Genomic DNA, 26,862 nt, shown 5'->3' on the forward strand with positions numbered 1-26,862 from the left:
CGACTGGGGGGCGCTATCTCCAGCCTCGTCTCGCCCTCGAACACGCCATCCGGACCAAACCGGCGTTCGGCGATCCAGCCGTGGCCTTGCTGGTCGATGGCAATCAAGGTGCTGGTGCGGGTGCCGTAGTCGCGGCTGCGGATGAATGCCGGTGACAGCATGCGTTCCCATTCAAGGCTGACGCCGGTGCTGGGCAGATCCCGATCGCTGGCGGTGGTTTCATCGGCCAGCGCCTGCCACAACGGAGTTACATCTTCGTCACCGGCTTCAATCCAGGCATTCATTCGTGCCCGCAGCTGGCGGGTTTTCGGCCAGGGCTCATCCAGATCGCCATTCGACAGCGCATGCACACCCGGCAGGACTGGCCTTTGCCGGGGCCGCGGGTGGTTGCTGACAAACCGGCAAGCACCTGCATCGGCCAGGATCAGGTTGAACGGGGCATAGGCCGAGGCCCGCTCCAGCAGTTCCCGTGCGTGCGTGTCGGCATCGTTGCCGCCAGCCAGGAAGTCCACCGGCAGTCCGCCCCGACTGGGCGCAGCGGCCAGCGCAATCGAGGGGTCGCGGACGTTGGTGACCACCGCGACCCGGCCGTGTGCATCAACGCCCGCCCAGGTGCCGCCCGAACGCAGGTCGCGGCCGGCTACCAGAGCCGGACGATCAGCCCATTCCGCCAGCGCGGCGGTCGGCCGTTCATGGAACTCGTCGCGGTTGCCGGCCAACAGGAAACGCCAGCGCGGGTGGTGTTGGTGGGCGAAAGCGAGCAGACACATTGCGCAATTGTGCACCGTGACCACCATCACTGACTGCTTCCGTCTCACCTAAGCTTGAGAGAGTGTGAAGGTTCGCTCACACCGCTTAACGACGCCTCAATCTCAAATATTGAGACGAAACAGCAACTTGTGGATAAGCCTTGAACAAGTCTCTGAAGTTCGTTGCAACTTGTTGATACTTCGAATGATTTTCCTCTTATTTGCCTGTTGACAACCTTATGCGCGGTGCTAAGGTGGGTATCCGAGGGGAAACCCGGTTTTTCGTGGTTTTTCGTGGTTCAATTACCGCTCGAAGCAGATTGCAGGATGTAGCCGCCAGTGTTCCAGGGTGAGACCGCCATCACAGTTGACGACAAGGGCCGGTTAGCGGTGCCCACCGCTTATCGCGAGCTCGTCGTGCGTGAGTGCGACAACCGGCTGGTGATTACCTACAACCCGTTCGAGAGCGGTTGCCTGTACCTGTACCCGGAACGCGAATGGCAGCGGGTGCGCGACGAGGTCAACAAGCTGCCAAGCACCCAGCGCGCGCATCGCGCCATGCAGCTCAAGCTGGTGGGCGCGGCAACCCCGGTCGAGCTGGACGGCAACGGCCGCATCAGCGTGCCGGCCAGCATGCGCAGCGCGGTGGGCATCGAGAAGAAAGCGGTGCTGCTGGGGATGGGCGGGAAATTCGAACTGTGGAGCGAGCAGGCGCATCACGCGCAGATCCGTCAGACCCTGACTGACGAGGATCTGAGCGCGCAAATGCTCGAGTTGAGATTGTGAGGCAGGGTGACGGCACGCGGCAGTCCGCGCCGGCCGGTCACCTTCCCCCGCTGCATTTGCCGGTGATGTATGCGCAGGTCATGGAAGGGCTGCAGGTGAAGGCGAACGGATGCTACCTGGATGGCACGTTCGGGCGTGGAGGTCACGCGCGCGGCGTGTTGCAGCAACTGGGCCCGGGAGGTCGGCTACTGCTGATGGACAAGGATCCCGAAGCGATCACGCATGCCGGACAGATGTTCGCAGGCGATACGCGGGTGGCCATTCATCGTGGCAGCTTTGCCGACCTCGCTCGTTGGCAGCAGACCGCCGCCGGACTGGACGGCATCCTGCTGGATCTGGGGGTTTCATCGCCGCAACTGGACGTGGCCGAGCGTGGTTTCAGCTTCGGCAAGGACGGCCCGCTGGACATGCGCATGGATCCGGACAGCGGCCAGAGCGCGGCGCAATGGCTGGCCAGTGCCGACGAGGGCGAGATTGCCGACGTGTTGTGGACCTACGGCGAAGAACGCATGAGCCGGCGCATCGCCCGCGCCATCGTCGCCCGTCGCCAGGAACAGGCCCTGACCCGCACCGCGCAGCTGGCCGAGCTGATTGCCTCGGTGGTGCCGCGCGGCAAGAAACACGACATCAACCCGGCTACCCGCAGCTTCCAGGGCATCCGCATCCACATCAATCGCGAGCTGGCGGATCTGGAAGCCGGACTGGACGCGGCGCTGGCGCGCCTGAAGCCCGGTGGACGACTGGCGGTGATCAGCTTCCATTCGCTGGAAGACCGCATCGTCAAACGTTTCATCAGCAGCCACGCCAAGGCCCCGCCCGGCAACCGCCGGCTGCCCGAGGACACCAGCTTCGTGCCGGCGCTGAAGGCCATCGGCGGCGCCCAGCGCGCCGAGCCGGAGGAAACCGCCAGCAATCCGCGCGCGCGCAGCGCGGTGCTGCGGGTGGCCGAAAAGCTGGAGGTGGTGGCATGAGCCGGCTGTTGCTGGTGGTGTTGCTGCTGGCCAACGTCGGCACGGCGATCGGCGTGGTCTATGCACGCCATCTGCACCGGCAATCGTTCATCGAACTGGCGCGGCTGGAAAAAACCCGCGACGAACTGAACATTGAATTCGGCCGCCTGCAGCTGGAGCAGGCGACGGTGGCCGAAAGCAATCGCATCGACGCGATCGCGCGGACCCGGCTGGGAATGAAGTTCCCCGAAGCCAGCGACGTGGTGGTGATCCAGCCATGAACACGCGCAGCAACCCGATCAAGAACCGCAACCGCGCACGCTTCAACCTGCGCGGCCGGCTGGCGCTGGTGCTGGGCGCGCTCGGCTTGTGCTCGGTCACCCTGGTCGGTCGTGCCGCCTATGTACAGCTGATCGACAAGGACTTCTACCAGCGCCAGGGCGATGCGCGCTTCCTGCGCGAAATTCCGATTCCGACCTCGCGCGGCATGATCACCGACCGCAATGGCGAGCCGGTGGCGGTGTCCTCGCCGGTAGAGTCGGTCTGGGGCAATCCGCAGGAACTGCTGAAGTACCCCGAGCGCCTGCCGGAACTGGCCAAGCTGCTGGGGGTGCCGGTCGACCACCTGACCAATCGCCTGTCGCAGCGTGCCGACAAGGAGTTCCTGTACCTCAAGCGCCGGATCAACCCGGACGAAGCACGCGCCATCCTCGACCACAAGATCCCCGGGGTGTTCTCGCAGCGCGAGTTCCGTCGCTTCTACCCGCAGGGCGAAGCGATGGCGCACATCCTCGGCTTCACCAACATCGATGACCGCGGCCAGGAAGGACTGGAACTGACCTTCGACGAATGGCTGCGCGGCAAGCCCGGCGCCAAGAAGGTCATCCGTGACAACCGTGGCCGGATCGTCGAGAACGTCGACCTGGTGCGGTCGGCGCAGCCGGGCAAGGACCTGACCCTCAGCATCGATCGCCGGATCCAGTTCCTGGCCTATCGTGAGCTGAAGAACGCGATGGTCGTCAACGGCGCCGCCAGCGCTTCGATCGTGGTGCTGGACGTCGCCACCGGCGAAGTGCTGGCGATGGCCAACCTGCCGACCTTCAATCCCAACGCGGCCAACCTCGGCAAGCCCGACGCCCATCGCAACCGCGCGGTGACCGACGTGGTCGAACCGGGTTCGACGATGAAGCCGCTGACCGTTGCCACCGCGCTCAAGGCCGGCGTGGTCACCCCGGACACCGTCATCAATACCTCGCCCGGCTATCTCGGGCTGGGCAAGTACACCATTCGCGACCACCGCAACTACGGTGCGCTGACGGTCACCGGCATCATCACCAAGAGTTCCAACATCGGCTCGGTGAAGATTTCAGAGAAGCTGCCCAACGACTATTTCTACGAGTCGATCCGCAGCTTCGGCTACGGCCGCGCGCCGGGCAGTGGTTTTCCCGGTGAATCCTCTGGCGTGTTGATGCCGCCGGCTCGCTGGAATGGCCTGCAGAAGGCGACGATGGCCTACGGTTATGGCCTGTCGGCGACGCCGTTGCAGATCGCGCAGGCGTATGCCGCGCTCGGCAACAACGGCCTGCTGATCCCGCCGACCTTCGTCAAGGGCCAGCTCAACGAAGGCCAGCAGGTGGTGTCGCCGGACATCGCCCACGAAGTGGTGCGGATGATGGAAACCGTTACCCGTCCGGGCGGCACCGCCACCCAGGCGGCGATCCTCGGCTACAACGTCGCCGGCAAGACCGGCACCGCGCGCCAGGCCAGCGGTGGTGGCTATTCGCGCCGCTACATCTCGCTGTTTGCCGGGCTGGTACCGGCCGAACACCCGCGCTTTGCCACCGTCGTGGTCATCAATGATCCGCAGAATTCGATTTACGGCGGCGCGGTCGCCGCGCCGGTGTTCCACAACGTCATGGAAGGCGCGCTGCGCTTGATGGACGTGCCGCCGGACGACATCGAAACCTGGCTGGCCGCGCAGGCCGCCGCCGACAGGAAACATGCTGCCAGCCAACCGGCCCATGCCCCGGCCAAGGTACCGGCGCAACCGCAGCCGGCCGCATTGCCGGAACCGATTGACGAAGGCGACGACGAGGAAACCGTTGCCGTCTCGCGGCCGGTCAACATCAGCGCGCCACGACTGGCGGTGAAGCAATGAGGCGGATGATGTCGCTTGCCGAACTGCTGCCCGACGTGGACGTGCCGCGTGGCATCGTCGTGCGTGGACTGGTCCAGGACAGTCGCCAGATCGAAGCCGGCGACGCCTTTGTCGCCATCGCCGGATTTGGCGCGCATGGCCTGGGCTTCGTTGACCAGGCACGCCGGCAGGGCGCCAGTGCGATCCTGTTCGAGCCACCGGCACCGGCGGATCTGCCGGCGCCGGCCGACGCGATCGCGGTGCCAGGCCTGCGTGCACGCATGGGCGCGATGGCCGACCGTTTCCATGCCTACCCATCGCGCGACATGACCGTGGTCGGTGTCACCGGCACCAATGGCAAGACCTCGACCGTGCAACTGCTGTCGCAGGCCTGGCATATCCGCGGCACCCGCTGCGGCACCATCGGCACGCTCGGCGCCGGCATGTACGGCGAGATCCGCCACACCGGTTTCACCACCCCGCTGGTGCTGCAGATGCATGCCTTGCTGGCGCAGTTGCGCGACGCCGGCGCCAAGGCGGTGGCGATGGAAGTCAGCTCGCACGCCCTGGATCAGGGCCGGGTCGATGCGGTGCACTTCGATATCGGTGTGTTCACCAATCTGACCCGCGATCACCTCGACTACCACGGTGACATGGAAAGCTACGGCGCGGCCAAGGCCAAGCTGCTGGCATGGCCGGAACTGTCAGCCGCGGTGATCAACCTGGATGATGACTACGGTCGGCGCCTGTACCAACAGGTGCAGGGCCCGCGCAAAATCGGGGTCAGTTCGCGCGGTCAGGCGCAAGCCGACCTGCGTGCCGACGCGTTGCAGCTGGATGCCTCGGGCATTGGCATGCAGTTGACCGCCGAAGGCGAAAGCCATCCGGTGCAGTCGCGCCTGCTCGGTCGTTTCAACGTTGACAATCTGCTGGCCGTGGCCGGCACGCTGCATGCGCTCGGCGAACCGCTGCTGGAAATCGCCCGTACGCTGTCGCGGCTGCAACCGATCCCCGGCCGGATGAATCGCCTCGGCGGCGACGGTAGCCTGCCACTGGTGGTCATCGACTACGCCCATACCCCGGACGCGCTGGAACAGGCGCTGGCCAGCCTGCGTGATCACGCCCACGGCCAGGTCATCTGTGTGTTCGGCTGCGGCGGCGAGCGCGATGTCGGCAAGCGGCCGCAGATGGCCGCGTTGTCCCAGCGGCTGGCCGACCGCGTGATCGTCACCGACGACAATCCGCGCAATGAAGATGGTGACGCCATCGTCGCCGACATCCTTGCCGGTTTCAGCGACAGCGCCGCGGTCGAGGTCATGCGTGACCGCCAGCGTGCGATCCAGCACGCCATCGGCATCGCGCAGGCCAACGACATCGTGTTGATCGCGGGCAAGGGCCACGAGCCTTACCAGGAAATCATGGGCGTGCGCCATCCATTCGACGATACCGCCGTGGCCCGCGAAGCGCTCGAGGCAACGCGACCGCAACAACGGCAGGAGCAGGCATGAAAAGGTTGCCACTGTCACTGCTGGCGCACTGGGCCGAAGGCGAGCTGCACGGTGACGATGCCGTGGTCGGCGCACTGACCCAGGATACCCGTGCCTTGATGCCCGGCAGTCTGTACGTCGCCCTGCGCGGAGACCGCTTCGACGGTCACGACTTTGCCTACGACGCTGCCATGCGCGGCGCCAGCGCATTGCTGGTGGAACATCCGGTCGCGGTCGAGCTGCCACAGATCGTTGTCGCCAACAGCGAGCTGGCACTGGCGCGCATCGCCACCGCCATCCAGCTGGAGAACCAGGCCAAGGTGGTCGCGATCACCGGCAGCAATGGCAAGACCAGCGTCAAGACACTGGTGCTGTCGATCCTGCAGCGGGCCGGCGTGACCTATGCCAACCCGGGCAATCGCAACAACGAAATCGGCCTGCCGCTGGCGGTGATTGACGCCCCCGAGGATGCCGATTTCTGCATCTACGAGATGGGCGCTGGGAAGCCCGGCGACATCCGTTACCTGACCGACATCGTCAACCCCGACGTGGCACTGGTGAACAACGTGGCCGCCGCGCATCTGGAGCGCATGGGCAGCCTGCTCGGCGTGGCGACCACCAAGGGCGCCATCTATCAGGCACTGGGCGACAAGGGCGTGGCGATCATCAACGCCGACGATGCCTTTGGCGAGTTCTTCGCCGACATGGCTGGCGAGCGTCGCATCGTCCGCTTTGCCCTGGATGCCAGCGCCGACGTCAGTGCGCGCGACATCGAACTCGACCATGCCGGATCGCGGTTCACCCTGGTCACGCCGCAGGGCGAGAGCGTGGTGAACCTGCAGCTGCCGGGCCGGCACAGTGTGCTGAATGCATTGGCCGCCGCCGCGGTGGCGATGGCCTGCGGAGTTTCGCTGGTCACCATTGCCGAGGGCCTGGCCGCCGCGCAACCGGTGCCCGGTCGCCAGATCGCGCATCGGCTGGCCAATGGCGCGGTGCTGGTCGACGACAGCTACAACGCCAATCCGGGTTCGCTGCAGGCCGCCATTGGCACCCTCGCCAGCAGCGGGGCCGAGGCATGGCTGGTACTGGGTGACATGCGCGAGCTGGGCGATGACGCCATCGCCCTGCACGCGGAAGCCGGACGCCAGGCCAAGGCCGCTGGCTTACGCAGGCTGTATGCGCTGGGCGAATTGAGCGCACACGCGGCCCAGGCATTTGGCGAAGGCGGCCAGGTGTTCGACAGCCATCAATCATTGAGCCAGGCGCTGCGCGCGGATCTGCATGCCGGCGTGCGTTGCCTGGTCAAGGGTTCCCGTGGCAGCGCCATGGACCGCATCGTCGCCGCGCTGCTGGCGGAGAAGGAGAACAAACACCATGCTGCTTGAACTGACCCGCTGGCTGCAGCAACTGGAAAGCCTGTTCGGGCTGTTCGGTTATCTGACCTTCCGCGGCATCCTGGCGGCGTTGACGTCGTTGTTCCTGTCGCTGTGGCTGGGTCCGGCGCTGATCCGCCGGCTGGCCCAGTTCAAGGGTGGCCAGCCGATCCGCCAGGACGGTCCGCAGAGCCACTTCTCCAAGGCCGGCACGCCCACCATGGGCGGCGCGCTGATCCTGTTGACGGTGCTGCTGTCGGTGCTGCTGTGGGGCGACCTGCGCAACCGTTACGTGTGGCTGGTGCTGGCGGTCATGCTGTGCTTCGGCGCGATTGGCTGGTACGACGACTGGATCAAGATCGTGCGCCGCGATCCGAACGGCCTGAAGTCGCGCTGGAAATACCTGCTGCAGTCGATCTTCGGATTGGCGGCGGGCCTGTTCCTGTTCTACAGCGCCGACGTGCCGGCGGCGACCACCTTCTACATCCCGATGTTCAAGGCGATCGCGCTGCCACTGGTCGGTTTCAGCTTCGTCGCCCTGGCGTACTTCTGGATTGTCGGCTTTTCCAACGCGGTCAATCTGACTGATGGTCTGGACGGCCTGGCGATCATGCCGACCGTGCTGGTGGCCTGCGCGCTGGGCGTGTTCGCCTATGCCTCGGGCAATGCGGTGTTCTCCAGCTACCTGCAGATTCCGCAGATTCCCGGAGCCGGCGAACTGGTCATCATCTGCGCGGCGATTGCCGGCGCGGGCCTGGGCTTCCTCTGGTTCAACACCTATCCGGCAATGGTGTTCATGGGAGACATCGGCGCGCTGGCGCTGGGCGCGGTGCTGGGCACCATCGCGGTGATCGTGCGCCAGGAACTGGTGCTGGTGATCATGGGCGGCATCTTCGTCATCGAAACCCTGTCGGTGATGATCCAGGTCGCCTCGTTCAAGCTGACCGGCAAGCGGGTGTTCCGGATGGCGCCGATCCATCACCACTTCGAACTCAAGGGCTGGCCGGAGCCACGCGTGATCGTGCGCTTCTGGATCATCTCGGTGGTGCTGGTGCTGATCGGCCTGGCAACGTTGAAGGTGCGCTGATGAACGACTTCGCGTCCTCGCATACCCCCAGCCAGGCGACCCGCCTGGAAGCCATCGGCGGTCGTTTCGACCCCTGGTTGCTGGGTGCCTCGCTGGCGCTGGCCTGCCTGGGCGTGGTGATGGTCGCGTCGAGTTCGATCGCGCTCAGCAGCAGCCCGTTCTATTTCCTCAGCCGCCACGTCGTGTTCCTGCTGATGGGCCTGGGACTGGCGTACTGGATGATGCGCACCGAACTGAAAACGGTCGAGCGCTACAACCAGTGGCTGCTGCTCGGTTGCTTCGTGCTGCTGGCGCTGGTGTTCGTGCCGGTACTTGGCGTCAGCGTCAATGGCGCGCGCCGCTGGGTCAACCTGGGCGTGTCGCGCTTCCAGGCGGTGGAAGCGGTCAAGGTGCTGTACATCGTCTGGCTGGCCAGTTACCTGGTCCGCTTCCGCGATGAAGTCAACGCTACCTGGCCGGCCATGCTCAAGCCACTGGGTGTAGCCGTCCTGCTGGTCGGCATGCTGCTGTTGCAGCCGGACTTCGGTTCGTCGACGCTGATCCTGGCGATCACCGCCGGCATGCTGGTGCTGGGTGGGGTCAACCTGCCGCGGATGTCGATGCCGATTGTGTTCGGCCTGCCGATCTTCGCCTTCGTCGCCATCCTCGAACCATATCGCCTGCGCCGCATCACCTCGTTCGTGGATCCGTGGAAGGACCAGCTCGGTTCCGGCTATCAGCTCAGCAACGCGCTGATGGCGCTGGGGCGTGGCGAGTTGTCCGGCGTAGGACTTGGTGGATCAGTGCAGAAGCTGAGCTATCTGCCCGAAGCGCATACCGACTTCATCTTCTCGGTGATCGGCGAGGAACTTGGTTTCGTCGGCGTCTGCCTGGTGGTCGGCCTGTATGCGCTGCTGGTCGGACGCGCGTTCCAGATTGGCCTGCGCTGCGTCGAACTGCGCCGTCACTTCGCCGGCTACGTCGCCTTCGGTGTGGCCTTGTGGATCGGCATGCAGAGCTTTGTTTCGATGGGGGTCAACCTGGGCATGCTGCCGACCAAGGGACTGACCCTGCCGTTGATTTCGTCTGGCGGTTCCAGCGTGCTGATGACCTGCATGGCATTGGGCCTGCTGCTGCGCGTGTCGTATGAGCTCGAACGTACCCAGCGCCAGGTCGCCCTGCGTGGGGAAACCCTGCAGGCGCCCGTCGAGTCGAGCGCACCGGCCGCCGAAGCGGCGCCGGTGGCCAGCGTCAGCTCCGCCGGTATCGCCCGCAGCCTGCGCGGCACCAGCCGCCTGCAGGCACGGGTCGAACCGACTTTCGAGAGGCTGGCATGAGCGCGTCGGCATCCCGTCCGGTGATGATCCTGGCCGGTGGCACCGGCGGCCACATCTTCCCGGCGCTGGCTGTGGCCAAGGTGCTGCGTGCGCGCGACGTGCCGGTGGTGTGGCTGGGTGCCAGCAACGCAATGGAAACCCGGCTGGTGCCGCCGCATGGCATCGAACTGGACACCATCGCCATTTCCGGTCTGCGCGGCAAAGGCAAGCTGGCACTGCTCGCTGCGCCGTGGCGGGTGCTGCGCGCCATCGTCGCCGCGGTCTCGGTGCTGCGCCGGCAGCGACCGCGTGCGGTGATCAGCTTCGGTGGCTTCGCCGCCGGCCCCGGTGGCGTGGCCGCCAGGCTGCTGGGCAAGCCGCTGCTGGTGCACGAACAGAACCGCGCTCCGGGTTTCACCAACCGGGTGCTGGCGCGTTTCGCACGCCGCATCCTGACCGGTTTCCCGGGCAGCTTTGCCGAGCACGAAGAATGCGTCGGCAATCCGGTGCGCGGCGAAATCGCCGCCCTGCCATCGCCGCAGGAACGCCTGCAGCCGCTCGAAGAACACAGTGAACGCCTGCACCTGCTGGTGCTGGGTGGCAGCCAGGGCGCACGCGCGCTGAACCTGGCGGTGCCGCAGGCATTGGCCGGACTGGCCGATCCGGGCGTGATTGAAGTACGCCACCAGTGTGGCGAGAAAATGCTCGCCGAGACCCAGCAGGCTTACCAGCAGGCGAATATCGAAGGCCGCGTCGAGCCTTTCATCGCCGACATGGCCCAGGCCTATGCGTGGGCCGATCTGGTGGTCTGCCGCGCTGGCGCTTCGACCCTGGCCGAGTTGTGCGCGGTCGGCATCGGCAGCGTGCTGGTGCCGTTCCCGCAGGCGGTCGATGATCACCAGACCCGCAATGCGCAATACCTGATCGCCAGCGACGCGGCGGTGCTGCTGAAGCAGGACGACTTTCTCGATGAGCGCCTGCGCGGCGTGCTGGCCGACATGGCCGCGCATCCCGAAAAGCGCCTGGCGATGGCGCGTGCCGCCCGTTCGCTGGCCAAGCCCGATGCCGCCGAGCGCATCGCCGACATCATTCTTGAGGAATCAACCATGAAGGACCGGGCATGATGATGGCCGCCGCCCGCGAACGCCGACTGCGCCATACCGGCAACCTGGCCAATGAATTCCGCCGCGTGCATTTTGTCGGCATCGGTGGCTCCGGCATGAGCGGCATCGCCGAAGTGCTGTGCACGCTGGGCTACGAAGTTTCCGGTTCCGACAACGCCGATTCGGCCGCCACCCGCCGGCTGGCGTCGCTCGGTGCACGGGTCATGCGCGGCCACAACGCCGCCAACGTGCTCGGCACCGACTGCGTGGTCGTGTCCAGTGCGATCAAGCACGACAATCCGGAGCTGATGGAAGCGCGTTCGCAGCGCATTCCGATCGTGCCGCGGGCGGCGATGCTGGCCGAGCTGATGCGCTTCCGCCGCGGCATCGCGGTGGCCGGCACCCATGGCAAGACCACCACCACCAGCCTGACCGCGGCCGTGCTCAGCGAAGCCGGGCTCGACCCGACCTTCGTCATCGGTGGCCAGCTGCTGGCGGCCGGTGCCAACGCCAAGCTGGGCGACGGTCAATGGCTGGTCGCCGAAGCCGATGAAAGCGACGGCAGCTTCCTGCGCCTGAATCCGCTGGTGGCGATCGTCACCAATATCGATGCCGATCACCTGGAGAACTACGACAACGATTTCGAACGGGTCAAGGAAGCCTTCGCCGAGTTCATGCAGCGGCTGCCGTTCTATGGACTGGCGGTGTTGTGCATTGATGACCCCGAGGTCGCCGCGCTGGCCAGCACGACCCCGCGCCACGTGATGAGCTACGGCTTCGCCGACAATGCCGACGTGCGCGCGGAAAACGTCAGCCAGCAGGGCGGTCGGATGCATTTCACCCTGCGCCTGCCGGAAGACGTCAGCCTGCCGATCACGCTGGCCCTGCCGGGCCGCCACAACGTGCAGAACGCATTGGCGGCCGCCGCGGTCGGCTGGCAGCTGGGCGTGGCCCCGGAAGCGATCGCCACGGCACTGGAAAAATTCGAAGGCATTGGTCGTCGTTTCAACGATCTGGGCGAAGTGGCGTTGCCCGCTGGCGGCCACGTACGCGTGGTCGACGACTACGGCCATCACCCGCGCGAACTGGCCGCGGTGTTCGCCGCCGCGCGTGGCGGTTGGCCGGAAAAACGCCTGGTGGTGGCATTCCAGCCACATCGCTACAGCCGTACCCGCGATCAGTTCGATGCGTTCGCGGCGGTGCTGGCGGATGTCGACGCGCTGGTCCTGAGCGAGGTCTACCCGGCCGGCGAAGCGCCGATTGCCGGCGCCGACGCCAAGGCACTGGCACGCGCCATCCGCGCCCGCGGCCGCAATGAGCCGGTGGTGGTCAGCCAGGTCGCGGAACTGGCCAGCGTGTTGCCGGACGTATTGCAGGACGGCGACCTGTTGTTGCTGATGGGCGCCGGTGACATCGGCCAGGTGCCGCAGCAACTGGCAAGCAAGGGATTCGAAGGAAAGCCAAACGAATGAAAGCGTACTCGTTCCCGCCACCGCGCATCACCGACCCGCAGGCCTTTGGCCGGGTCGCGGTGCTGCTGGGCGGCACCTCCAGCGAAGCGGAAGTCTCGCGTGATTCGGGCCGCAACGTGCTCGAAGCACTGCGTGCGCGCGGCATCGATGCGACCGCCGTGGATGGCATCCCGGCACTGGCCGAGGCACTGGTGCAGCGTCGCTTCGACCGCGTGTTCAACATCCTCCACGGCCAGAAGGGCGGTGGCGAGGATGGCGTGGTGCAGGGCCTGATGGAAGCCTTCGGTACGCCTTACACCGGCTCGGACGTGCTCGGCTCGGCCTTGAGCATGGACAAGATCCGGACCAAGCAGGTGTGGCTGTCGATGGGCCTGCCGACGCCGCGCTACCTGCGCCTGCAGCGCGGTGCCGACGTCCATGCCGGCGCCCGTGAGCTGGGCCTGCCGGTGATCGTCAAGCCATCCTGCGAAGGTTCCAGTGTCGGCGTCACCCGGGTCCATGGCGAAGCCGACCTGGATGCCGCGCTGGCCCTGGCCGCACGCTACGAAGGCGAACTGCTGATGGAGCAGTTGATTGAAGGCGATGAACTGACCGTGGCCATCCTTGGTGATGTCGCGCTGCCGTCGATCCGGATCGTGCCGAAGGGGCAGTGGTACGACTATCACGCCAAATACGTCGCCGATGACACCCAGTACCTGTGTCCTGGCCTGGAAGGCGTCGACGAGGATGAAATCGGCCGCCTGGCGCTGGCCGCATTCCGCGCTGCCGGTTGCCGTGGCTGGGGCCGGGTCGATGTGATGCGTGACCGCGCCACGGGCGCGTTCCACCTGCTCGAAGTCAACACCGCCCCGGGCATGACCAGCCATTCGCTGGTACCCAAGTCCGCGGCCCAGGCCGGCATCGACTTCCAGCACCTGTGCTGGCGGATCCTGGAAACCACGCTGCCGGAGGTCCGCCACGGATGAACGCGGTGCTGCGCATCTTCGCCTGGTTGCTGGCCCTTGCCCTGGTGGCATTGCCGGTGGTGGCGGTGGTCAACGGCTGGATCGGCACCGAGCGCTGGCCGTTGTCGCGGCTGCGCGTGCAGGGCGAGTTCAAGCGCGTGGATACCGACAGGCTGCGCGCGGTGCTGTTGCCGTATGCGCAACGCGGCTTCTTCGCGGTGCGCCTGCAGGACGCGCAGGATGCGATCGAAAAACTGCCGTGGGTGGAGAAAGCCGAAGTCCGCAAGCGCTGGCCGGACGTGATGGAAGTGCAGGTGATCGAACACAAGCCGTTCGCGCGCTGGGGCAAGGATCGCCTGTTGTCCGAACAGGGCAGCCTGTTCCCGGTGCCGAAGGATCTGGACGCGCTGAGCCTGCCGCAGCTCGGTGGTCCCGACTCGCAGGTGCAGGCGGTGGTCAGCCTCTACAACGAATCCCGCCAGCTGTTCGCGCCGATGGGCCTGGATGTCGACAGCCTGGTGATGGATGCACGCGGCAGCTGGACGCTGCAGCTGGACAACGGCACCGAGGTGATTGTCGGCCGCAACGATGCCCGTCCGCGGCTGACCCGCTTCGCCCGGATGTTGCCGCAGCTGCTCGACAAGCAGGCGCAATGGCTGCAACGCGCCGACCTGCGCTACACCAACGGCTTCGCGCTGTCGTGGGGTGACCCCGTCGTGCAGCCGGCCCCTCTTACAAACCTGTATGCACCGGCCGTCGCCGGGGCAGGCATCACACGGAAAAACACATGAATCGCAAGGGCGATAAATCGCTGATCGTCGGGCTCGATATCGGCACCTCCAAGGTGACCGCGTTGGTCGGTGAGTATTCACCGGGCAGCCCGATTGAAGTCATCGGCATCGGCTCGCACGAATCGCGCGGGCTCAAGCGCGGCGTGGTCGTGGACATCGAATCGACGGTGCAGTCGATCCAGCGTGCGGTCGAGGAAGCCGAACTGATGGCCGGTTGCGAGATCCGCTCGGTGTATGCCTCGATTTCCGGCAACCACGTGCAGTGCAAGAATTCGCCCGGCATCGTGCCTATCCGCGACGGTGAAGTGACCTGGGGGGATCTGGACCGGGTGCTGGAAGCGGCCAAGGCAGTGGCAATTCCGGCCGACCAGCGCATCCTGCATGCGATTCCGCGGGAGTACGTGCTCGACGATTCGCAGGAGGGCATCCGCAATCCGGTCGGCATGACCGGCGTGCGCCTGGAGGTGCATGCGCACCTGGTGGTGTGCGCGCAGTCGGCCGCCGCCAACATCAGCAAGTGCGTGCAGCGCTGCGGCCTGCAGATCGATGACCTGATCCTGTCATCACTGGCCTCCAGCGTCGCCGTGCTGACCAGCGACGAGCGCGAACTGGGCGTGGTGCTGGTCGACATGGGCGCAGGCACCACCGATCTGGCGGTGTTCGTGCAGGGCGCGATCTGCCACACCGCATCGCTGCCGATTGCCGGCGACCACGTCACCAACGACATCGCCCACATGCTGCGCACGCCGACCCCGGAGGCCGAGCAGATCAAGGTGCGCTACGCGTGCGCGCTGGCGCAGCTGGCGACCGCCGAGGAAAGCATCCAGGTACCGAGCGTCGGCGACCGTCCGCCGCGGCGGATGCCGCGCCATTCACTGGCGCAGGCGGTGCAGGGACGCTACGAGGAAATTTTCGAAATGGTCCAGGCCGAGCTGCGCCGTTCCGGTTTCGAGGAACTGGTCCGCGCCGGCATGGTGCTGACCGGTGGCGCCTCGAAGATGGAAGGGGTGGTCGAACTGGCCGAGGAAATGCTGCAGATGCCGGTTCGCGTCGGCATCCCGCAGCACGTCACCGGCCTCGGCGAAGTGGTCGGCAATCCGGTCCATGCGACCGGCGTCGGCCTGTTGTTGATGGGCAGTCAGATTGAACACCCGCGCCGGCCGTCGCTGCCGACCGGCAAGGCGGGGAGTTTCTTCAAGAAATTGAAGAACTGGTATCGCGGCGAGTTTTGATGGCAGGCAGTAACAGCAACAAGTGGCAAACGCCTCGCGCAGGAAGCGATGGTGGATCGATGCAGGGCAGGCGGGCAGTAGGGCAGTAGAGCAGGCAGGCAAGCAGTAGTGCGGTAACCAACATAATTAAATAACGAGGACAACGGACATGGCACATTTTGAACTGGTAGAAAAGATGGCTCCGAACGCAGTGATCAAGGTCATCGGCGTCGGCGGCGGCGGCGGCAATGCAGTCGCGCACATGGTCAGCAGCAGCGTCGATGGCGTTGAGTTCGTCACCGCCAACACCGACAGCCAGGCGATCAAGAACTGCGGCGCCAAGCTGCAGTTGCAGCTGGGTGGCAACGTCACCAAGGGCCTGGGCGCAGGCGCCAATCCCGAAGTCGGCCGCCAGGCCGCGCTGGAAGATCGCGACCGCATCATCGAGGCCCTTGAAGGTGCCGACATGGTCTTCATCACCGCCGGCATGGGCGGTGGTACCGGTACTGGTGCGGCACCGGTGGTGGCCCAGCTGGCCAAGGAAATGGGCATCCTGACCGTGGCCGTGGTGACCAAGCCGTTCCCGTTCGAAGGCCGTCGCCGCATGCAGGTGGCACTGAAAGGCATCGAGGAACTGTCGGCGCACTGCGATTCGCTGATCACCATTCCCAACGAAAAACTGATCACCGTGCTCGGCCGCAACGCCACCATGATCCAGGCGTTCCGCGCCGCCAATGACGTGCTGCTGGGCGCGGTCCAGGGTATTGCCGATCTGATCGTGCGCCCGGGCCTGATCAACGTCGACTTCGCCGACGTGCGCACGGTGATGAGCGAGATGGGCCTGGCGATGATGGGCAGCGGCAGCGCCCGTGGCGACGACCGTGCCCAGGCCGCCGCCGAAGGCGCCATCCAGAACCCCCTGCTGGACGACGTCAACCTGGCCGGTGCCAACGGCATCCTGGTCAACATCACCGCCGGTCCGGACTTCACCATGTCCGAGTTCGACGAAGTCGGCCGCACCATCGAAGGCTTTGCTTCGGAAGACGCCACCGTGGTGGTCGGCACCGTGCTGGACCCGGACATGAAGGACGAAGTGCGGGTCACCGTGGTCGCCACCGGCCTCAACCGCGCCAGCGTCCGCGCCCCGGTGCGTGGCGATCTGGGTGGCAGCCAGCGCGAGCCGATGCGCGCGCCGATCAAGCTGGTGCGTGATGCCACCACCGGGTTGCCGATCGACGATGCAATCTCGACCCCGGTCAACCCGATTGCCGAAGCGGTCGGTGGCCTGGGCCTGCGCCGTCATGCCGCGGCATCCACCGCCCCGGCCAGCTCCAGCAACAGCAGCAACGCCACTCCGGCGGCGGAACTGCCCAGCGACTACCTGGACATCCCGGCGTTCCTGCGCCGCCAGGCGGACTGAGCAGACAGCAGTACGCCGGCCGCCCGCTGACCCGGGCGCCGGCAAAACGCGCACCGGCTGTGCGCGAGCAGCACCGTTGTCCTGTCCTTGGCTGCCGGGCTTGTCCGGCCCGGCAGCTTTTTCAGGGACTTGCAGCACCGGGAGGCGTGCAAGCTTCCGTTAAGATTCAGCAAAACGCGTGTTATTCTCCGTCCCCTTGCAGGTTCCCGCCGCCGGTTTCCCCATCCCATCCATGGTCCGACAACGCACACTGAAAAACGTCATGCGCGCTACCGGCGTGGGGCTGCACAGCGGCGAGAAGGTTTACATGACCTTGCGCCCGGCCCCGGTCGATACCGGCGTGGTGTTCCGTCGCGTGGATCTGGATCCGGTGGTCGAATTCGTCGGCGCCGCCGAACTGGTCACCGAAACCACGCTGTGCACCGGGCTGACCTGCGATGGTGCCAAGGTGCAGACGGTCGAGCATCTGATGTCGGCATTGGCCGGCCTGGGCATCGACAACATCTACGTCGAACTGTCATCGGCCGAGCTGCCGATCATGGATGGTTCGGCCGGACCGTTCGTATTCCTGCTGCAGTCGGCGGGCATCGTCGAACAGGACGCGGCCAAGCGTTTCATCCGCATCCTCAAGCCGATCCAGGTCAGTGAAGGCGACAAGGTCGCCGGCTTCACGCCCCATGACGGCTTCCGGGTCGGGTTCACGGTCAAGTTCGACCATCCGATGATTCCCGATTCGCAATCGCGGGCCGAGGTCGAGTTCTCCACCGCGACCTACATCAAGGAAGTCTCGCGTGCGCGCACGTTCGGCTTCATGCGGGATCTGGAATACATGCGTGACCTCAATCTGGGCCTCGGCGGTTCGATGGACAATGCCATCGTGCTGGACGAATTCCGGGTCCTGAACGAAGACGGCCTGCGCTACGCCGATGAATTCGTGCGTCACAAGATCCTCGACGCCATCGGCGATCTGTATCTGGCCGGGCATCCGATCCTGGGCGCCTACGAAGGCTACAAATCCGGCCATGCGCTCAACAACAAGCTGGTGCGTGCGTTGATGGCCCAGCCCGAGACCTGGGAACTGGTCACCTTTGAAGGCCAGAGCCAGCCGGCGCCCGTGAGCTATGGCTCGCCGCTGCTGGCGCATTGATTGCCTGCCGGCGGCCGGGTCAACGCCGCGGGTCAATGCCGGATATCCAGCCCAGCTGAACGGCTGATGCGCTCGCCGGCTGACGCCGGATGTTTTCAGATCTGTGAACCCCGCCTTCTGCCGGGCTCTCGCCTTAACTAATATTTAACGTTTGCCTAACGATTGGTCGGGCCGACGCCAGTACCATGCCTGAGGTTCGCGCGTCAGGGGTTGTCTTCTTCTCCGTCGCGGTGACTGCCAGGAGTGGTTCCCCGATCCAGGGAAGGGGGTTGGGTCAGGGATGCAAGGGCAGCCGCCAGCGCTTTGCGTGCGACTTCCGAAACAGGCTTTTCCGTACTTCTGGCTGGTCGACCGGCCTGCAGAGGTGCGGTCGTGATTTTCACGGTGACTTCGGTGACCGTGAGTCCGATGGATCGGGCAGCGTTGAGGAGTTCGGGTGCGGCCAGGCGGAGTTTCGCTTTCCACACCGGGGAATCGACGAGAAAAACGATCCGTTCGCCCGCCACGTTGGCCAACCGGCAATGTGGGGAAAGGGCGGGAGGAATACAGGGGCGAAGTTGTTGTTCCAGCGCGTCGAGCCACATGGCCCGGCGCACCGGGTCAGACGCGGCAGGTGTCATGGCGGCCTCCAGGGCCATCCGTGGAATGCCAGCGCGGCGCGGTTTGGACTTCGAATCAGACATCGGTATTTATGACCTTTCAAAACATCGTAAACAATTCACACGCCTGGCTGGCGAAAAAGCTGCAACGCAGCACGCAGTTGGCCGGCGACGCCCTCCATCATCGACCATTGACCAGCCTGGGTGTGGTTCTGGCCACCGGCCTGCTGCTGGGTGCCGGCGGCCGCAGTGCAGTAGGGCTGGCCGAAGTCTCGATGCTGCGCAGTGACGTGCAGCAGCAGAAGACCCAGCTGGCGGAAGTGCAGCGCGGCGCGCAGCAGGAAATCAACGCCATGGCCGCGCGCCTGGCCGAGCTGCAGGCACAGGCCAACCGGCTGAATGCGCTGGGCGAGCGGCTGACCCGGGTCGGCCAGCTGCAGGACGGCGAGTTCAATTTCGACGAACCGGTCGGCGTTGGCGGTGACGAAATCGCCCACGACATGTCGCCGGCCGATCTGGACGCTGGCATCGGCAAGATGTCGGCGCAGCTGGATGCTTCCGGCCAGCAGCTGTCGGTGCTGGAAGCGCTGCTGTTCAATCGCGCGCTGGACCAGAACGCGACACCTTCGCGGATGCCGATCGCCAACAGCTACATCACCTCCGGCTTCGGCGGTCGTGCCGATCCGTTCAGTGGCGGTGCGGCCAATCACAAGGGCATCGATTTCCACGCCCGCGTCGGTGACCCGGTACTGGCTGTGGCCGATGGCGTAGTCAGTTATGCCGGCGTCCGTGGCGGTTACGGCAACGTGGTCGAAGTCGACCACGGCAACGGTTACGTGACTCGCTACGCCCACAACTCAAAGCTGGTGGTCAAGCCCGGCGATCTGGTGCATGCCGGCCAGCAGGTGGCCAAGGCCGGTTCGACTGGCCGCTCGACCGGGGCCCATGTGCATTTCGAAGTCTGGGAACATGGCCGCGTGGTCAATCCGCGCAAGTTCCTCGGCACCGGCCCGACTCCGGTCAAGGCGGCCAAGCGCGGTTGAGTTGCAGCATCGGCGGTATCACTACCTGCTGGCGCCTGTCGCGGAACTTTTCGCGCCCGGCGCGGGTCAACCCTCGACGGTGACGCGGGGAGCCACCGGCCGTGCCGGCGATGTGGCCCGGGCAGCGACTTGATTCCGGGTGGGGCGCCCCAAGTTACAATATGCTGTTGCCAGACAGGGCGCGCCGCGCCCTGTTCTGTTTTTGTGCTGCGGAACTGCTCCAGCTGACCGCGCCCGACGCTCCTTCCAAATTCGGTTCCTTACATGATCAACAACTTGCTTACCCGTGTCTTTGGCAGTCGCAACGAACGCCTGCTCAAACAGCTCCAACGCAGCGTCAGCAAAATCAATGATTTGGAACCCCAGCTGCAGGCGCTGTCGGACGACGAGCTGAAAGCCAAGACCCCCGAATTCCAGCAGCGCATCCGCGATGGCGAGTCGCTGGACAAGATTCTTCCCGAAGCCTTCGCGGTCTGCCGCGAAGCCTCGCAGCGCGTGCTCGGCATGCGCCACTACGATGTCCAGCTGATCGGCGGCATGGTCCTGCACCTGGGCAAGATCGCCGAAATGCGCACCGGTGAAGGCAAGACCCTGGTCGGCACCCTGCCGGTGTACCTCAACGCGCTGGAAGGCAAGGGCGTGCACGTGGTCACCGTCAACGACTACCTGGCCCGCCGCGACGCCGCCTGGATGGGCCGGCTGTACAACTGGCTGGGGCTGAGCGTGGGCGTGGTCTATCCCAACATGCCGCACGGCGACAAGCACGCCGCCTATGCCGCCGACATCACCTACGGTACCAACAACGAATTCGGCTTCGACTACCTGCGCGACAACATGGCGATGTCGCAGCAGGACCGCTTCCAGCGCGGCCTCAACTACGCGATCGTCGACGAAGTCGACTCGATCCTGATCGACGAAGCGCGCACCCCGTTGATCATCTCCGGTCCGTCCGATGACTCGCCGGAGCTGTACGTCAAGGTCAACCGCATCGTGCCGTCGTTGGTCAAGCAGGAAACCGAGGAAGGCGAGGGCGACTACTGGGTCGACGAAAAGGGCAAGCAGGTGCATCTGTCCGAAGCCGGCCAGGAACACGCCGAGGCGCTGCTGCGCCAGGCCGGCATCCTCGAAAGCGAAGAAGACGAGCTGTACGCGCCGCAGAACCTGAGCGTGGTCCACCACCTCAACGCGGCGATGCGCGCGCATGCGATCTACCAGCGCGATGTCGATTACATCGTCCGCGATGGCGAAGTGATCATCGTTGATGAATTCACCGGCCGTACCCTCGCCGGCAGGCGCTGGTCCGATGGCCTGCACCAGGCGGTGGAAGCGAAGGAAGGCGTGCCGGTCCAGCGCGAAAACCAGACCCTGGCCAGCATCACCTTCCAGAACCTGTTCCGCATGTACAACAAGCTGTCCGGCATGACCGGTACGGCCGATACCGAAGCCTACGAGTTCCAGAGCATCTACGGCCTGGAAGTAGTGGTGATCCCGACCAATCGCCCGATCCAGCGCAAGGACACGCCCGACCAGGTGTTCCTCAACCGCAAGGGCAAGTTCAATGCGGTGCTGGCCGATATCCAGGATTGCTACGCGCGCGGCCAGCCGGCGCTGGTCGGCACCACCTCGATTGAAACCTCCGAACTGCTGTCCGAACACCTGCGCAAGGCCGGCGTGCCGCACGAAGTGCTCAATGCCAAGCAGCACGAACGCGAAGCGCACATCGTCGCCAACGCCGGTCGTCCGGGCGCGATCACCATCGCCACCAACATGGCCGGCCGCGGTACTGACATCGTGCTGGGTGGTTCGGTCGAAGCCGAACTGGCCGCGCTCGGCGAAGATGCCAGCGACGCCGACAAGGCCAAGGTCAAGGACGAATGGAAGCAGCGCCATGAAGCGGTCAAAGCCGCCGGCGGCCTGCACATCATCGGCACCGAACGCCACGAATCACGCCGCATCGACAACCAGCTGCGCGGCCGTTCCGGTCGCCAGGGCGATCCGGGTTCGTCGCGCTTCTACCTGTCGCTGGAAGACAACCTGATGCGCATCTTCGCCTCTGACTGGGTGCAGAAGGCGATGAAGATGATCGGCATGAAGGAAGACGACGTCATCGAAGACAAGCTGGTCAGCCGGCAGATCGAGAAAGCCCAGCGCAAGGTCGAAGCGCACAACTTCGACATCCGCAAGAACCTGCTCGATTTCGATGACGTCAACAACGACCAGCGCAAGGTGATCTACAGCCAGCGCGACGAACTGCTGGAAGCCGACTCGGTCAAGGACAACATCGACGGCATCCGCGGCGACGTGGTTGCCGACATCGTGCTGCGCCACGTGCCGGCCAACTCGATCGACGAGCAGTGGGACCTGCGTGGGCTGGAGGCCGAACTGGCCGAGGAAGCCGGGCTGGCACTGCCGGTCAGCCGCTGGCCGGAAGAAAGCACCGAACTGGACAGCGAGCAGATCGAACAACGCGTGCAGGAAGCGATGGACCAGCATTTCGCCGCCAAGGAAGCCGCCATCGGCGACGAAACCATGCGCGCGCTGGAAAAGCACATCATGCTGACCGTGCTCGACAAGAACTGGAAGGAACACCTGGCCCGCATGGATTACCTGCGCCAGGGCATCCACTTGCGCGGTTATGCCCAGAAGCAGCCGAAGCAGGAGTACAAGAAGGAAGCCTTCGAACTGTTCTCCAGCATGCTGGAAACGGTCAAGCGCGAAGTCATCACCCTGCTGGCCCGCGTCCGCATCCGCAGCGAAGAAGAAGTGGCCGCACTGGAAGCGCAGGAACGCGCCCAGGCCGAAGCCAAGGCCCGCCAGCTGCAGTTCCAGCACGAAAGCGCCGGCGGCTACAGCGCCGACGAGGAGGCCGAACAGGTCGCCGCCGCCCAAGCCGGTGGCTACATCCAGTCCGGCCCGCAACCGGTGCATCGCGAAGGCCCCAAGGTCGGCCGCAACGATCCCTGCCCGTGTGGCAGCGGCAAGAAGTTCAAGCACTGCCACGGCCAGCTGGAATAACAGCCGCCCCGGTCAACAGTAACGAAAACAGGACGGGGGAACCGTCCTGTTTTCATTTGTGGATCCGGCTTCCGGCCAGCCAGCCTGGGTCGAACCCCGCCAACCCACTTCCCCCGCCCGCGGGGGAAGGTGGCGCAAAGCGCCGGATGGGGGCCGCTCGTGCGTCGCCAACCTCGGCTCAACCAGCACCGCGCCAGAACATGACTTCGGTAATTTGCGTCGATGGCACATTTACCGGCAAGCTGGCCGCATGTCTTTCACTCCACAACGCTCCATCCATGTTGTCGCCGGTGTCATCACCGACGCCCGCGGACGGGTGCTGCTGACCCGGCGCACCGAGGGCCGCGACCTGGCCGGACGCTGGGAATTTCCCGGCGGCAAGCGCGAAGCCGACGAGTCCGCGGAAGCGGCGCTGGTTCGCGAGCTGCAGGAAGAACTGGGCATCAGCGCGGTGGTTGGCGAACCGGTCATCAACGTGCCGCAGCAATACCCGGACAAACGCCTGCGGCTGGACGTGCGGCAGGTGCCACGCTGGACCGGGCAGGCCAAAGGCCGCGAAGGGCAGGCGCTGGCCTGGGTGCTGCCGGAAAAACTGCCGCTGTACCTGATGCCGCCAGCCGACCGCCCGGTGGTGGCGGCGCTGCTGTATCCGGATCGCTATCTGGTGACGCCCGCACCGGGCAAGGACGACCACGCCTGGCTCGACGCGCTGGACGGCGCCCTGCGGCAGGGCGTGCGCCGGGTGCAGCTGCGCCTGCCCGACATCGAAACCAGCCGCCGCGAACGCCTGATACGCAGCGCGGTGCTGCAATGCCAGCGCGCCCACGCCGATGTCCTGATCAACGGCGACATCCGCCTGGCCCGCGAGCTTGGCGTTGGCGTGCATCTGCGGGCCGCGCAACTGCCGGAGCTGGAGCGACGACCGCTGCCGGACGGGCAGTGGGTCGGCGTCTCCTGCCACGGCGCCGAAGAATTACGCCACGCCGAAGACCTGGGATGCGATTTCGCGGTGCTTGGCAGCATCCACGACACCCCCAGCCATCCGGGCGGCACCACTCTGGGCTGGGATGCCTTTGCCCGCCTGCGCGAAGGGGTGTCGCTGCCGCTGTATGCCATCGGCGGGGTCGGCCCGGAGGATATAGGGCATGCCCGCCAACACGGTGCCCAGGGCATCGCCGCCATCCGCGCGCTGTGGCCGCAGGTGCGCACCGCGCAACCGGTCTAGTCCGGCCACCGCTAGCGAGGTGGCATGACCTCGGCGCCCGGGGCTGCGCCGGCGAGCTGCCGGTAAAGCCGGTCCAGATCGGCGACCAGCGCCGGCAGTTCCTCCAGTGAGCCATCATTGACGATGATGTCATCGGCCAGCGCCAGGCGTTGGTCACGACTGGCCTGTGCCGCCAGCATCCGTTCGGCCAGTGGCTGGTCGACCTCGTCGCGCTGCATCAGCCGCGCCAACTGGGTGGCCACCGGCACATCGACCACCAGGATGCGGTCCAGCCATGGATAGGCGCTGCGGCCGCCACCTTCGGTCAGCAGCGGAATCGTGGCGATGGCATAGGCGCCGGTCGCCGACTGGCAGGCCTGCCGAAGGCCCTGGCGGATCCGCGGATGCAGGATCGCTTCCAGCGCCTTGCGCTCGACCGGGTCGGCAAACACCCGCTGGCGCATCGCGGCGCGATCCAGCCGGCCATCGGCATCCAGCATCTGTGCGCCGAAGCGCTCGACCACCGAAAGCAACGCTGGCTGGCCGGGTTCGACGATGTCGCGGGCAATCAGGTCAGCGTCGGCAATCGCCACCCCAAGCGCGGCAAATGCGCGCTCGACCGTGCTCTTGCCCGACGCGACGCCACCAGTGAGTCCAATCAGAAAGTCGGCCATGGCGCCATTATCGCCGCAGCCATCGGGCGGGAAGCAAGCATCCTGCCCGCCGGGTGCAGCGCCGACCCGGCGCATCAGTGCCTAGCGCATGCCGGCAAAGCGCAGATAGGCATCAACGATGCCTTCGCCCCAGAAAAATACAATCCAGCCGGCAATTGCCAGATACGGGCCAAACGGAATCGGGGTGGCGCGGTCGCGGCCTTTCATCGCCAGCCAGATCGATCCGATGATGGCACCGACCAGCGATGAGAACAGGATGGTCGGCAGGATGCCTTTCAGGCCGGTCCAGGCACCGATCGCCGCCAACAGCTTGAAGTCGCCGTGGCCCATGCCTTCCTTGCCGGTGATCTGCTTGAACAGCCACCACACCACCCACAGCGACACATAGCCGGCAATCGCGCCCAGCACCGCCGGCTTGGCCGGCATGTACAGGCTGTCGAGGCTGCCAATCAGGCCCAGCCACATCAAGGGCAGGGTCAGCTGGTCCGGCAGCAGGCGGGTGCGCAGGTCGATGCCCGACAGCGCAATCAGGAAGCAACTGAACAGCGCCGCGCCAAAGCCCTGCCAGCCAAAGCCGAAGTGCCACACCGACACCAGCACCGCCAATGCGGTCAGCAGCTCGACCAGCGGATACTGCGGCGAAATCGGCGCGTGACAATGGCGGCACCTGCCGCGCAGCGCCAGCCAGCTGATGACCGGGATGTTCTCGAACCACGACAGCTTGTGCTTGCAATGCGGGCAGTGCGAACTCTCGACCACGATGCCGGGCGGTGGCGGGTCGTACATGTCGTCCTGCTCGAGGATTTCACGCGCGTCGCGCTTCCACTGCCATTCCAGCCGCCGCGGCAGGCGCAGGATGACCACGTTGAGGAAACTGCCTACCAGCAGGCCGAGCCCCGCGGCCAATGGATAGCCCAGGGCGGTGTGTTGATCGAGAAATGCCATGCCGACAGTCTAAACGGTCGCCGCCAGCTTGAAGATGGGCAGGTACATGCCGATCACCATGCCACCGACCAGAACGCCGATGACCACCATGATCATCGGTTCGATCAGGCTGGACAGCGCATCGACGGCGTTGTTGACCTCCTGCTCGTAGTACTCGGCGACCTTGAACAGCATGGTGTCCAGCGCGCCGGCTTCTTCGCCGATGGCGGTCATCTGGATCACCATGTGCGGGAATACCGCGGTCTGCTTCATCGCCATGTTGACCGGATAGCCGACTGCGACGTCATCACGCATCCGCAGCACCGCCTTCTCGTAGACCAGATTGCCGGTGGCGCCGGCAACGATGTCCAGCGCTTCGACCAGCGGCACACCGGCCTTGAAGGTCACCGCGGTGGTACGGGCAAAGCGGGCGATGGCACTGTTCTTCATGATCTCGCCAATCACCGGCACCTTCAGTATCCAGCGGTCCACGGTGTGCTGCAGTGCGGGCGAGCGCCTGAAGGCGAACATGAAGCCGAAGACGCTGCTCACCACCAGCAACAGGATCACCCACCAGTACGAGACCATGAACCGCGAGGCGCCGACAATCAGCTGGGTAAAGGCCGGCAGATCCGCGCCAAAGCCCTTGAAGGTCTCCTCGAACTGCGGCACCACGAAGATCAGCAGGATCGCGCTGACGATGATCGCCACCGCGATGGTCATCGCGGGGTAGAACATGGCCTTCTTGATCTTGCCCTTCAGGGTTTCCAGGTTCTCCTTGTAGTTGGCAATCGTCTCCAGCACGGTTTCCAGCACGCCGGCGCCTTCACCGGCCTTAACCAGGTTGCGGTACAGCTCATCGAACTGGACCGGGTGCTTGCTGATCGCCTCGGTCAGCGACGAGCCGCCCTCGATATCGAAGCGGATCTGCTGGACCATCTTCTGCATGCGCACGTTCTTCTGGCCGCCTTCGATGATCTCCAGCGCGCCGACGATCGGCACGCCCGATTTCATCATCGTCGCCATCTGCCGGCTGAAGAAAGCGATTTCCTTGGCCGTGATCGGTTTGCCGGCGCTGCCGAACAGCGGTTTGGGCTTGGCCTTGACCACCCCCGGGGTTATCCCCTGCTTGCGCAGTTCGGCGCGCAGCATGTTGACGTTCTTGGACGACTGCTCGCCCTTCATCTTCACGCCACGCTTGTCCACCCCCTCCCAGACAAACAGGCTGAGTGGATTCTCGCGTACGGGCGTAACAGTCTTTTTTGCAGCGGATCGGCTGATGGCCATAGTGGTTTCCCCGTCCGGCTTCCCCCACCGGACAACTCCTGCATGGTAGCGGTTTATCAGCGGAAGGGAACTCCCCCGGTGTGACGCCCGGCAGGGTTCGGCAATCAGCCCGTGTTTGCTGACCCGATGTGTCCGTCCCGGTCCCCGCATCGGCATGCCTTGCC

Annotated in this window: 22 protein-coding genes and 1 pseudogene; 18 read left to right on the top strand and 5 right to left on the bottom strand. The window is 65.3% G+C overall.

From position 1 onward, the window contains the following. Positions 1-770 (bottom strand): NRDE family protein (locus ABB29_RS06750; RefSeq protein ID WP_057657864.1); only part of this gene is annotated, 770 nt, incomplete at its 3' end. A 318-nt stretch (positions 771-1,088) separates the two neighbouring features. On the opposite strand from ABB29_RS06750, the gene mraZ reads away from it, so the two are divergent. From mraZ to lpxC, 15 genes and pseudogenes are all read left to right on the top strand, one after another. Continuing rightward, a complete protein-coding gene (mraZ, locus tag ABB29_RS06755; protein WP_057657865.1) occupies positions 1,089-1,535 on the top strand; it encodes a division/cell wall cluster transcriptional repressor MraZ in 447 nt (148 codons plus the stop codon). Continuing rightward, positions 1,532-2,506 carry a 16S rRNA (cytosine(1402)-N(4))-methyltransferase RsmH gene (rsmH, locus tag ABB29_RS06760; protein ID WP_281177428.1) on the top strand — a complete coding sequence of 325 codons (975 nt, stop codon included), beginning with the start codon at positions 1,532-1,534 and terminating at the stop codon, positions 2,504-2,506. Before mraZ ends, rsmH begins: the two co-directional genes overlap by 4 nt. Beyond that, positions 2,503-2,766, top strand: a complete 264-nt coding sequence (ftsL, locus tag ABB29_RS06765; RefSeq protein WP_057657867.1) for a cell division protein FtsL — start codon at positions 2,503-2,505, stop codon at positions 2,764-2,766. The genes rsmH and ftsL overlap by 4 nt, the downstream gene beginning before the upstream one ends. After that, positions 2,763-4,643, top strand: a complete 1,881-nt coding sequence (locus ABB29_RS06770; protein ID WP_057657868.1) for a peptidoglycan D,D-transpeptidase FtsI family protein — start codon at positions 2,763-2,765, stop codon at positions 4,641-4,643. Before ftsL ends, ABB29_RS06770 begins: the two co-directional genes overlap by 4 nt. Continuing rightward, the gene (locus ABB29_RS06775; protein WP_057657869.1) at positions 4,640-6,130 is read left to right on the top strand and encodes a UDP-N-acetylmuramoyl-L-alanyl-D-glutamate--2,6-diaminopimelate ligase; all 1,491 of its coding nucleotides are present in this window, start codon (positions 4,640-4,642) and stop codon (positions 6,128-6,130) included. The genes ABB29_RS06770 and ABB29_RS06775 overlap by 4 nt, the downstream gene beginning before the upstream one ends. After that, positions 6,127-7,494, top strand: a complete 1,368-nt coding sequence (locus tag ABB29_RS06780; RefSeq protein WP_057657870.1) for a UDP-N-acetylmuramoyl-tripeptide--D-alanyl-D-alanine ligase — start codon at positions 6,127-6,129, stop codon at positions 7,492-7,494. The genes ABB29_RS06775 and ABB29_RS06780 overlap by 4 nt, the downstream gene beginning before the upstream one ends. Continuing rightward, positions 7,484-8,569 (top strand): phospho-N-acetylmuramoyl-pentapeptide-transferase, encoded by a 1,086-nt coding sequence (gene mraY / locus ABB29_RS06785; protein WP_057657871.1) that lies wholly within the window; start codon positions 7,484-7,486, stop codon positions 8,567-8,569. The genes ABB29_RS06780 and mraY overlap by 11 nt, the downstream gene beginning before the upstream one ends. Beyond that, positions 8,569-9,885 (top strand): putative lipid II flippase FtsW, encoded by a 1,317-nt coding sequence (ftsW, locus tag ABB29_RS06790; protein ID WP_057657872.1) that lies wholly within the window; start codon positions 8,569-8,571, stop codon positions 9,883-9,885. Before mraY ends, ftsW begins: the two co-directional genes overlap by 1 nt. Continuing rightward, a pseudogene (gene murG, locus ABB29_RS06795) lies at positions 9,882-10,967 on the top strand (undecaprenyldiphospho-muramoylpentapeptide beta-N-acetylglucosaminyltransferase); the annotation flags it as partial. The gene ftsW and the pseudogene murG, both read left to right, overlap by 4 nt. A gap of 20 nt (positions 10,968-10,987) precedes the next feature. After that, entirely contained in the window at positions 10,988-12,439 is a 1,452-nt protein-coding gene (gene murC, locus ABB29_RS06800) for a UDP-N-acetylmuramate--L-alanine ligase (RefSeq protein WP_057658123.1), read from the top strand. Further along, positions 12,436-13,404: a D-alanine--D-alanine ligase gene (locus ABB29_RS06805; protein WP_057657873.1), complete on the top strand. Its 969-nt coding sequence runs from the start codon at positions 12,436-12,438 to the stop codon at positions 13,402-13,404. The genes murC and ABB29_RS06805 overlap by 4 nt, the downstream gene beginning before the upstream one ends. Next, the gene (locus ABB29_RS06810) at positions 13,401-14,174 is read left to right on the top strand and encodes a cell division protein FtsQ/DivIB (protein ID WP_057657874.1); all 774 of its coding nucleotides are present in this window, start codon (positions 13,401-13,403) and stop codon (positions 14,172-14,174) included. The genes ABB29_RS06805 and ABB29_RS06810 overlap by 4 nt, the downstream gene beginning before the upstream one ends. After that, positions 14,171-15,406 carry a cell division protein FtsA gene (gene ftsA, locus ABB29_RS06815; protein ID WP_057657875.1) on the top strand — a complete coding sequence of 412 codons (1,236 nt, stop codon included), beginning with the start codon at positions 14,171-14,173 and terminating at the stop codon, positions 15,404-15,406. The genes ABB29_RS06810 and ftsA overlap by 4 nt, the downstream gene beginning before the upstream one ends. Before the next feature lie 148 nt (positions 15,407-15,554). Next, a complete protein-coding gene (gene ftsZ / locus ABB29_RS06820) occupies positions 15,555-16,805 on the top strand; it encodes a cell division protein FtsZ (RefSeq protein WP_057657876.1) in 1,251 nt (416 codons plus the stop codon). A gap of 232 nt (positions 16,806-17,037) precedes the next feature. Next, the gene (gene lpxC / locus ABB29_RS06825; RefSeq protein WP_057657877.1) at positions 17,038-17,952 is read left to right on the top strand and encodes a UDP-3-O-acyl-N-acetylglucosamine deacetylase; all 915 of its coding nucleotides are present in this window, start codon (positions 17,038-17,040) and stop codon (positions 17,950-17,952) included. Positions 17,953-18,155: 203 nt separating this feature from the next. Here the strand turns inward: lpxC and ABB29_RS16090 are convergent, their stop codons facing one another. Continuing rightward, positions 18,156-18,635, bottom strand: coding sequence for a DciA family protein (locus ABB29_RS16090; RefSeq protein WP_083487597.1), 480 nt, complete (start codon positions 18,633-18,635; stop codon positions 18,156-18,158). An 8-nt stretch (positions 18,636-18,643) separates the two neighbouring features. Here ABB29_RS16090 and ABB29_RS06830 point away from each other — a divergent pair, with 8 nt between their 5' ends. From ABB29_RS06830 to ABB29_RS06840, 3 genes are all read left to right on the top strand, one after another. Then, positions 18,644-19,594, top strand: a complete 951-nt coding sequence (locus ABB29_RS06830; protein WP_057657878.1) for a peptidoglycan DD-metalloendopeptidase family protein — start codon at positions 18,644-18,646, stop codon at positions 19,592-19,594. A 264-nt stretch (positions 19,595-19,858) separates the two neighbouring features. After that, entirely contained in the window at positions 19,859-22,609 is a 2,751-nt protein-coding gene (gene secA / locus ABB29_RS06835; protein ID WP_057657879.1) for a preprotein translocase subunit SecA, read from the top strand. 250 nt (positions 22,610-22,859) lie between these two features. Beyond that, positions 22,860-23,834 (top strand): Nudix family hydrolase, encoded by a 975-nt coding sequence (locus ABB29_RS06840; protein ID WP_057657880.1) that lies wholly within the window; start codon positions 22,860-22,862, stop codon positions 23,832-23,834. An 11-nt stretch (positions 23,835-23,845) separates the two neighbouring features. Here the strand turns inward: ABB29_RS06840 and coaE are convergent, their stop codons facing one another. The 3 genes from coaE to ABB29_RS06855 form a co-directional block, all read right to left on the bottom strand. Continuing rightward, positions 23,846-24,487: a dephospho-CoA kinase gene (coaE, locus tag ABB29_RS06845; RefSeq protein ID WP_057658124.1), complete on the bottom strand. Its 642-nt coding sequence runs from the start codon at positions 24,485-24,487 to the stop codon at positions 23,846-23,848. 81 nt (positions 24,488-24,568) lie between these two features. Next, the gene (locus ABB29_RS06850; RefSeq protein ID WP_057657881.1) at positions 24,569-25,432 is read right to left on the bottom strand and encodes a prepilin peptidase; all 864 of its coding nucleotides are present in this window, start codon (positions 25,430-25,432) and stop codon (positions 24,569-24,571) included. A 9-nt stretch (positions 25,433-25,441) separates the two neighbouring features. Next, positions 25,442-26,698 (bottom strand): type II secretion system F family protein, encoded by a 1,257-nt coding sequence (locus tag ABB29_RS06855; RefSeq protein ID WP_057657882.1) that lies wholly within the window; start codon positions 26,696-26,698, stop codon positions 25,442-25,444. Between the last annotated feature and the right edge of the window lie 164 nt (positions 26,699-26,862).

Origin of the sequence: Pseudoxanthomonas dokdonensis (assembly GCF_001431405.1) — a bacterium.
GTDB lineage: Bacteria > Pseudomonadota > Gammaproteobacteria > Xanthomonadales > Xanthomonadaceae > Pseudoxanthomonas_A > Pseudoxanthomonas_A dokdonensis.

Excerpts from the sequence above, each read along its gene's own strand:
- ABB29_RS06830 (WP_057657878.1), top strand. The coding sequence starts at position 18,644 with ATGACCTTTCAAAACATCGTAAACAATTCACACGCCTGGCTGGCGAAA.
- ABB29_RS06780 (WP_057657870.1), top strand. The coding sequence starts at position 6,127 with ATGAAAAGGTTGCCACTGTCACTGCTGGCGCACTGGGCCGAAGGCGAG.
- lpxC (WP_057657877.1), top strand. The coding sequence starts at position 17,038 with ATGGTCCGACAACGCACACTGAAAAACGTCATGCGCGCTACCGGCGTG.
- ABB29_RS06770 (WP_057657868.1), top strand. The coding sequence starts at position 2,763 with ATGAACACGCGCAGCAACCCGATCAAGAACCGCAACCGCGCACGCTTC.
- ABB29_RS06850 (WP_057657881.1), bottom strand. The coding sequence starts at position 25,432 with ATGGCATTTCTCGATCAACACACCGCCCTGGGCTATCCATTGGCCGCG.
- ftsZ (WP_057657876.1), top strand. The coding sequence starts at position 15,555 with ATGGCACATTTTGAACTGGTAGAAAAGATGGCTCCGAACGCAGTGATC.
- ABB29_RS06805 (WP_057657873.1), top strand. The coding sequence starts at position 12,436 with ATGAAAGCGTACTCGTTCCCGCCACCGCGCATCACCGACCCGCAGGCC.
- ABB29_RS06840 (WP_057657880.1), top strand. The coding sequence starts at position 22,860 with ATGTCTTTCACTCCACAACGCTCCATCCATGTTGTCGCCGGTGTCATC.
- ABB29_RS06775 (WP_057657869.1), top strand. The coding sequence starts at position 4,640 with ATGAGGCGGATGATGTCGCTTGCCGAACTGCTGCCCGACGTGGACGTG.
- ftsW (WP_057657872.1), top strand. The coding sequence starts at position 8,569 with ATGAACGACTTCGCGTCCTCGCATACCCCCAGCCAGGCGACCCGCCTG.
- secA (WP_057657879.1), top strand. The coding sequence starts at position 19,859 with ATGATCAACAACTTGCTTACCCGTGTCTTTGGCAGTCGCAACGAACGC.
- mraY (WP_057657871.1), top strand. The coding sequence starts at position 7,484 with ATGCTGCTTGAACTGACCCGCTGGCTGCAGCAACTGGAAAGCCTGTTC.
- ABB29_RS06855 (WP_057657882.1), bottom strand. The coding sequence starts at position 26,698 with ATGGCCATCAGCCGATCCGCTGCAAAAAAGACTGTTACGCCCGTACGC.
- ftsA (WP_057657875.1), top strand. The coding sequence starts at position 14,171 with ATGAATCGCAAGGGCGATAAATCGCTGATCGTCGGGCTCGATATCGGC.
- coaE (WP_057658124.1), bottom strand. The coding sequence starts at position 24,487 with ATGGCCGACTTTCTGATTGGACTCACTGGTGGCGTCGCGTCGGGCAAG.
- ftsL (WP_057657867.1), top strand. The coding sequence starts at position 2,503 with ATGAGCCGGCTGTTGCTGGTGGTGTTGCTGCTGGCCAACGTCGGCACG.
- ABB29_RS06810 (WP_057657874.1), top strand. The coding sequence starts at position 13,401 with ATGAACGCGGTGCTGCGCATCTTCGCCTGGTTGCTGGCCCTTGCCCTG.
- ABB29_RS16090 (WP_083487597.1), bottom strand. The coding sequence starts at position 18,635 with ATGTCTGATTCGAAGTCCAAACCGCGCCGCGCTGGCATTCCACGGATG.
- murC (WP_057658123.1), top strand. The coding sequence starts at position 10,988 with ATGATGGCCGCCGCCCGCGAACGCCGACTGCGCCATACCGGCAACCTG.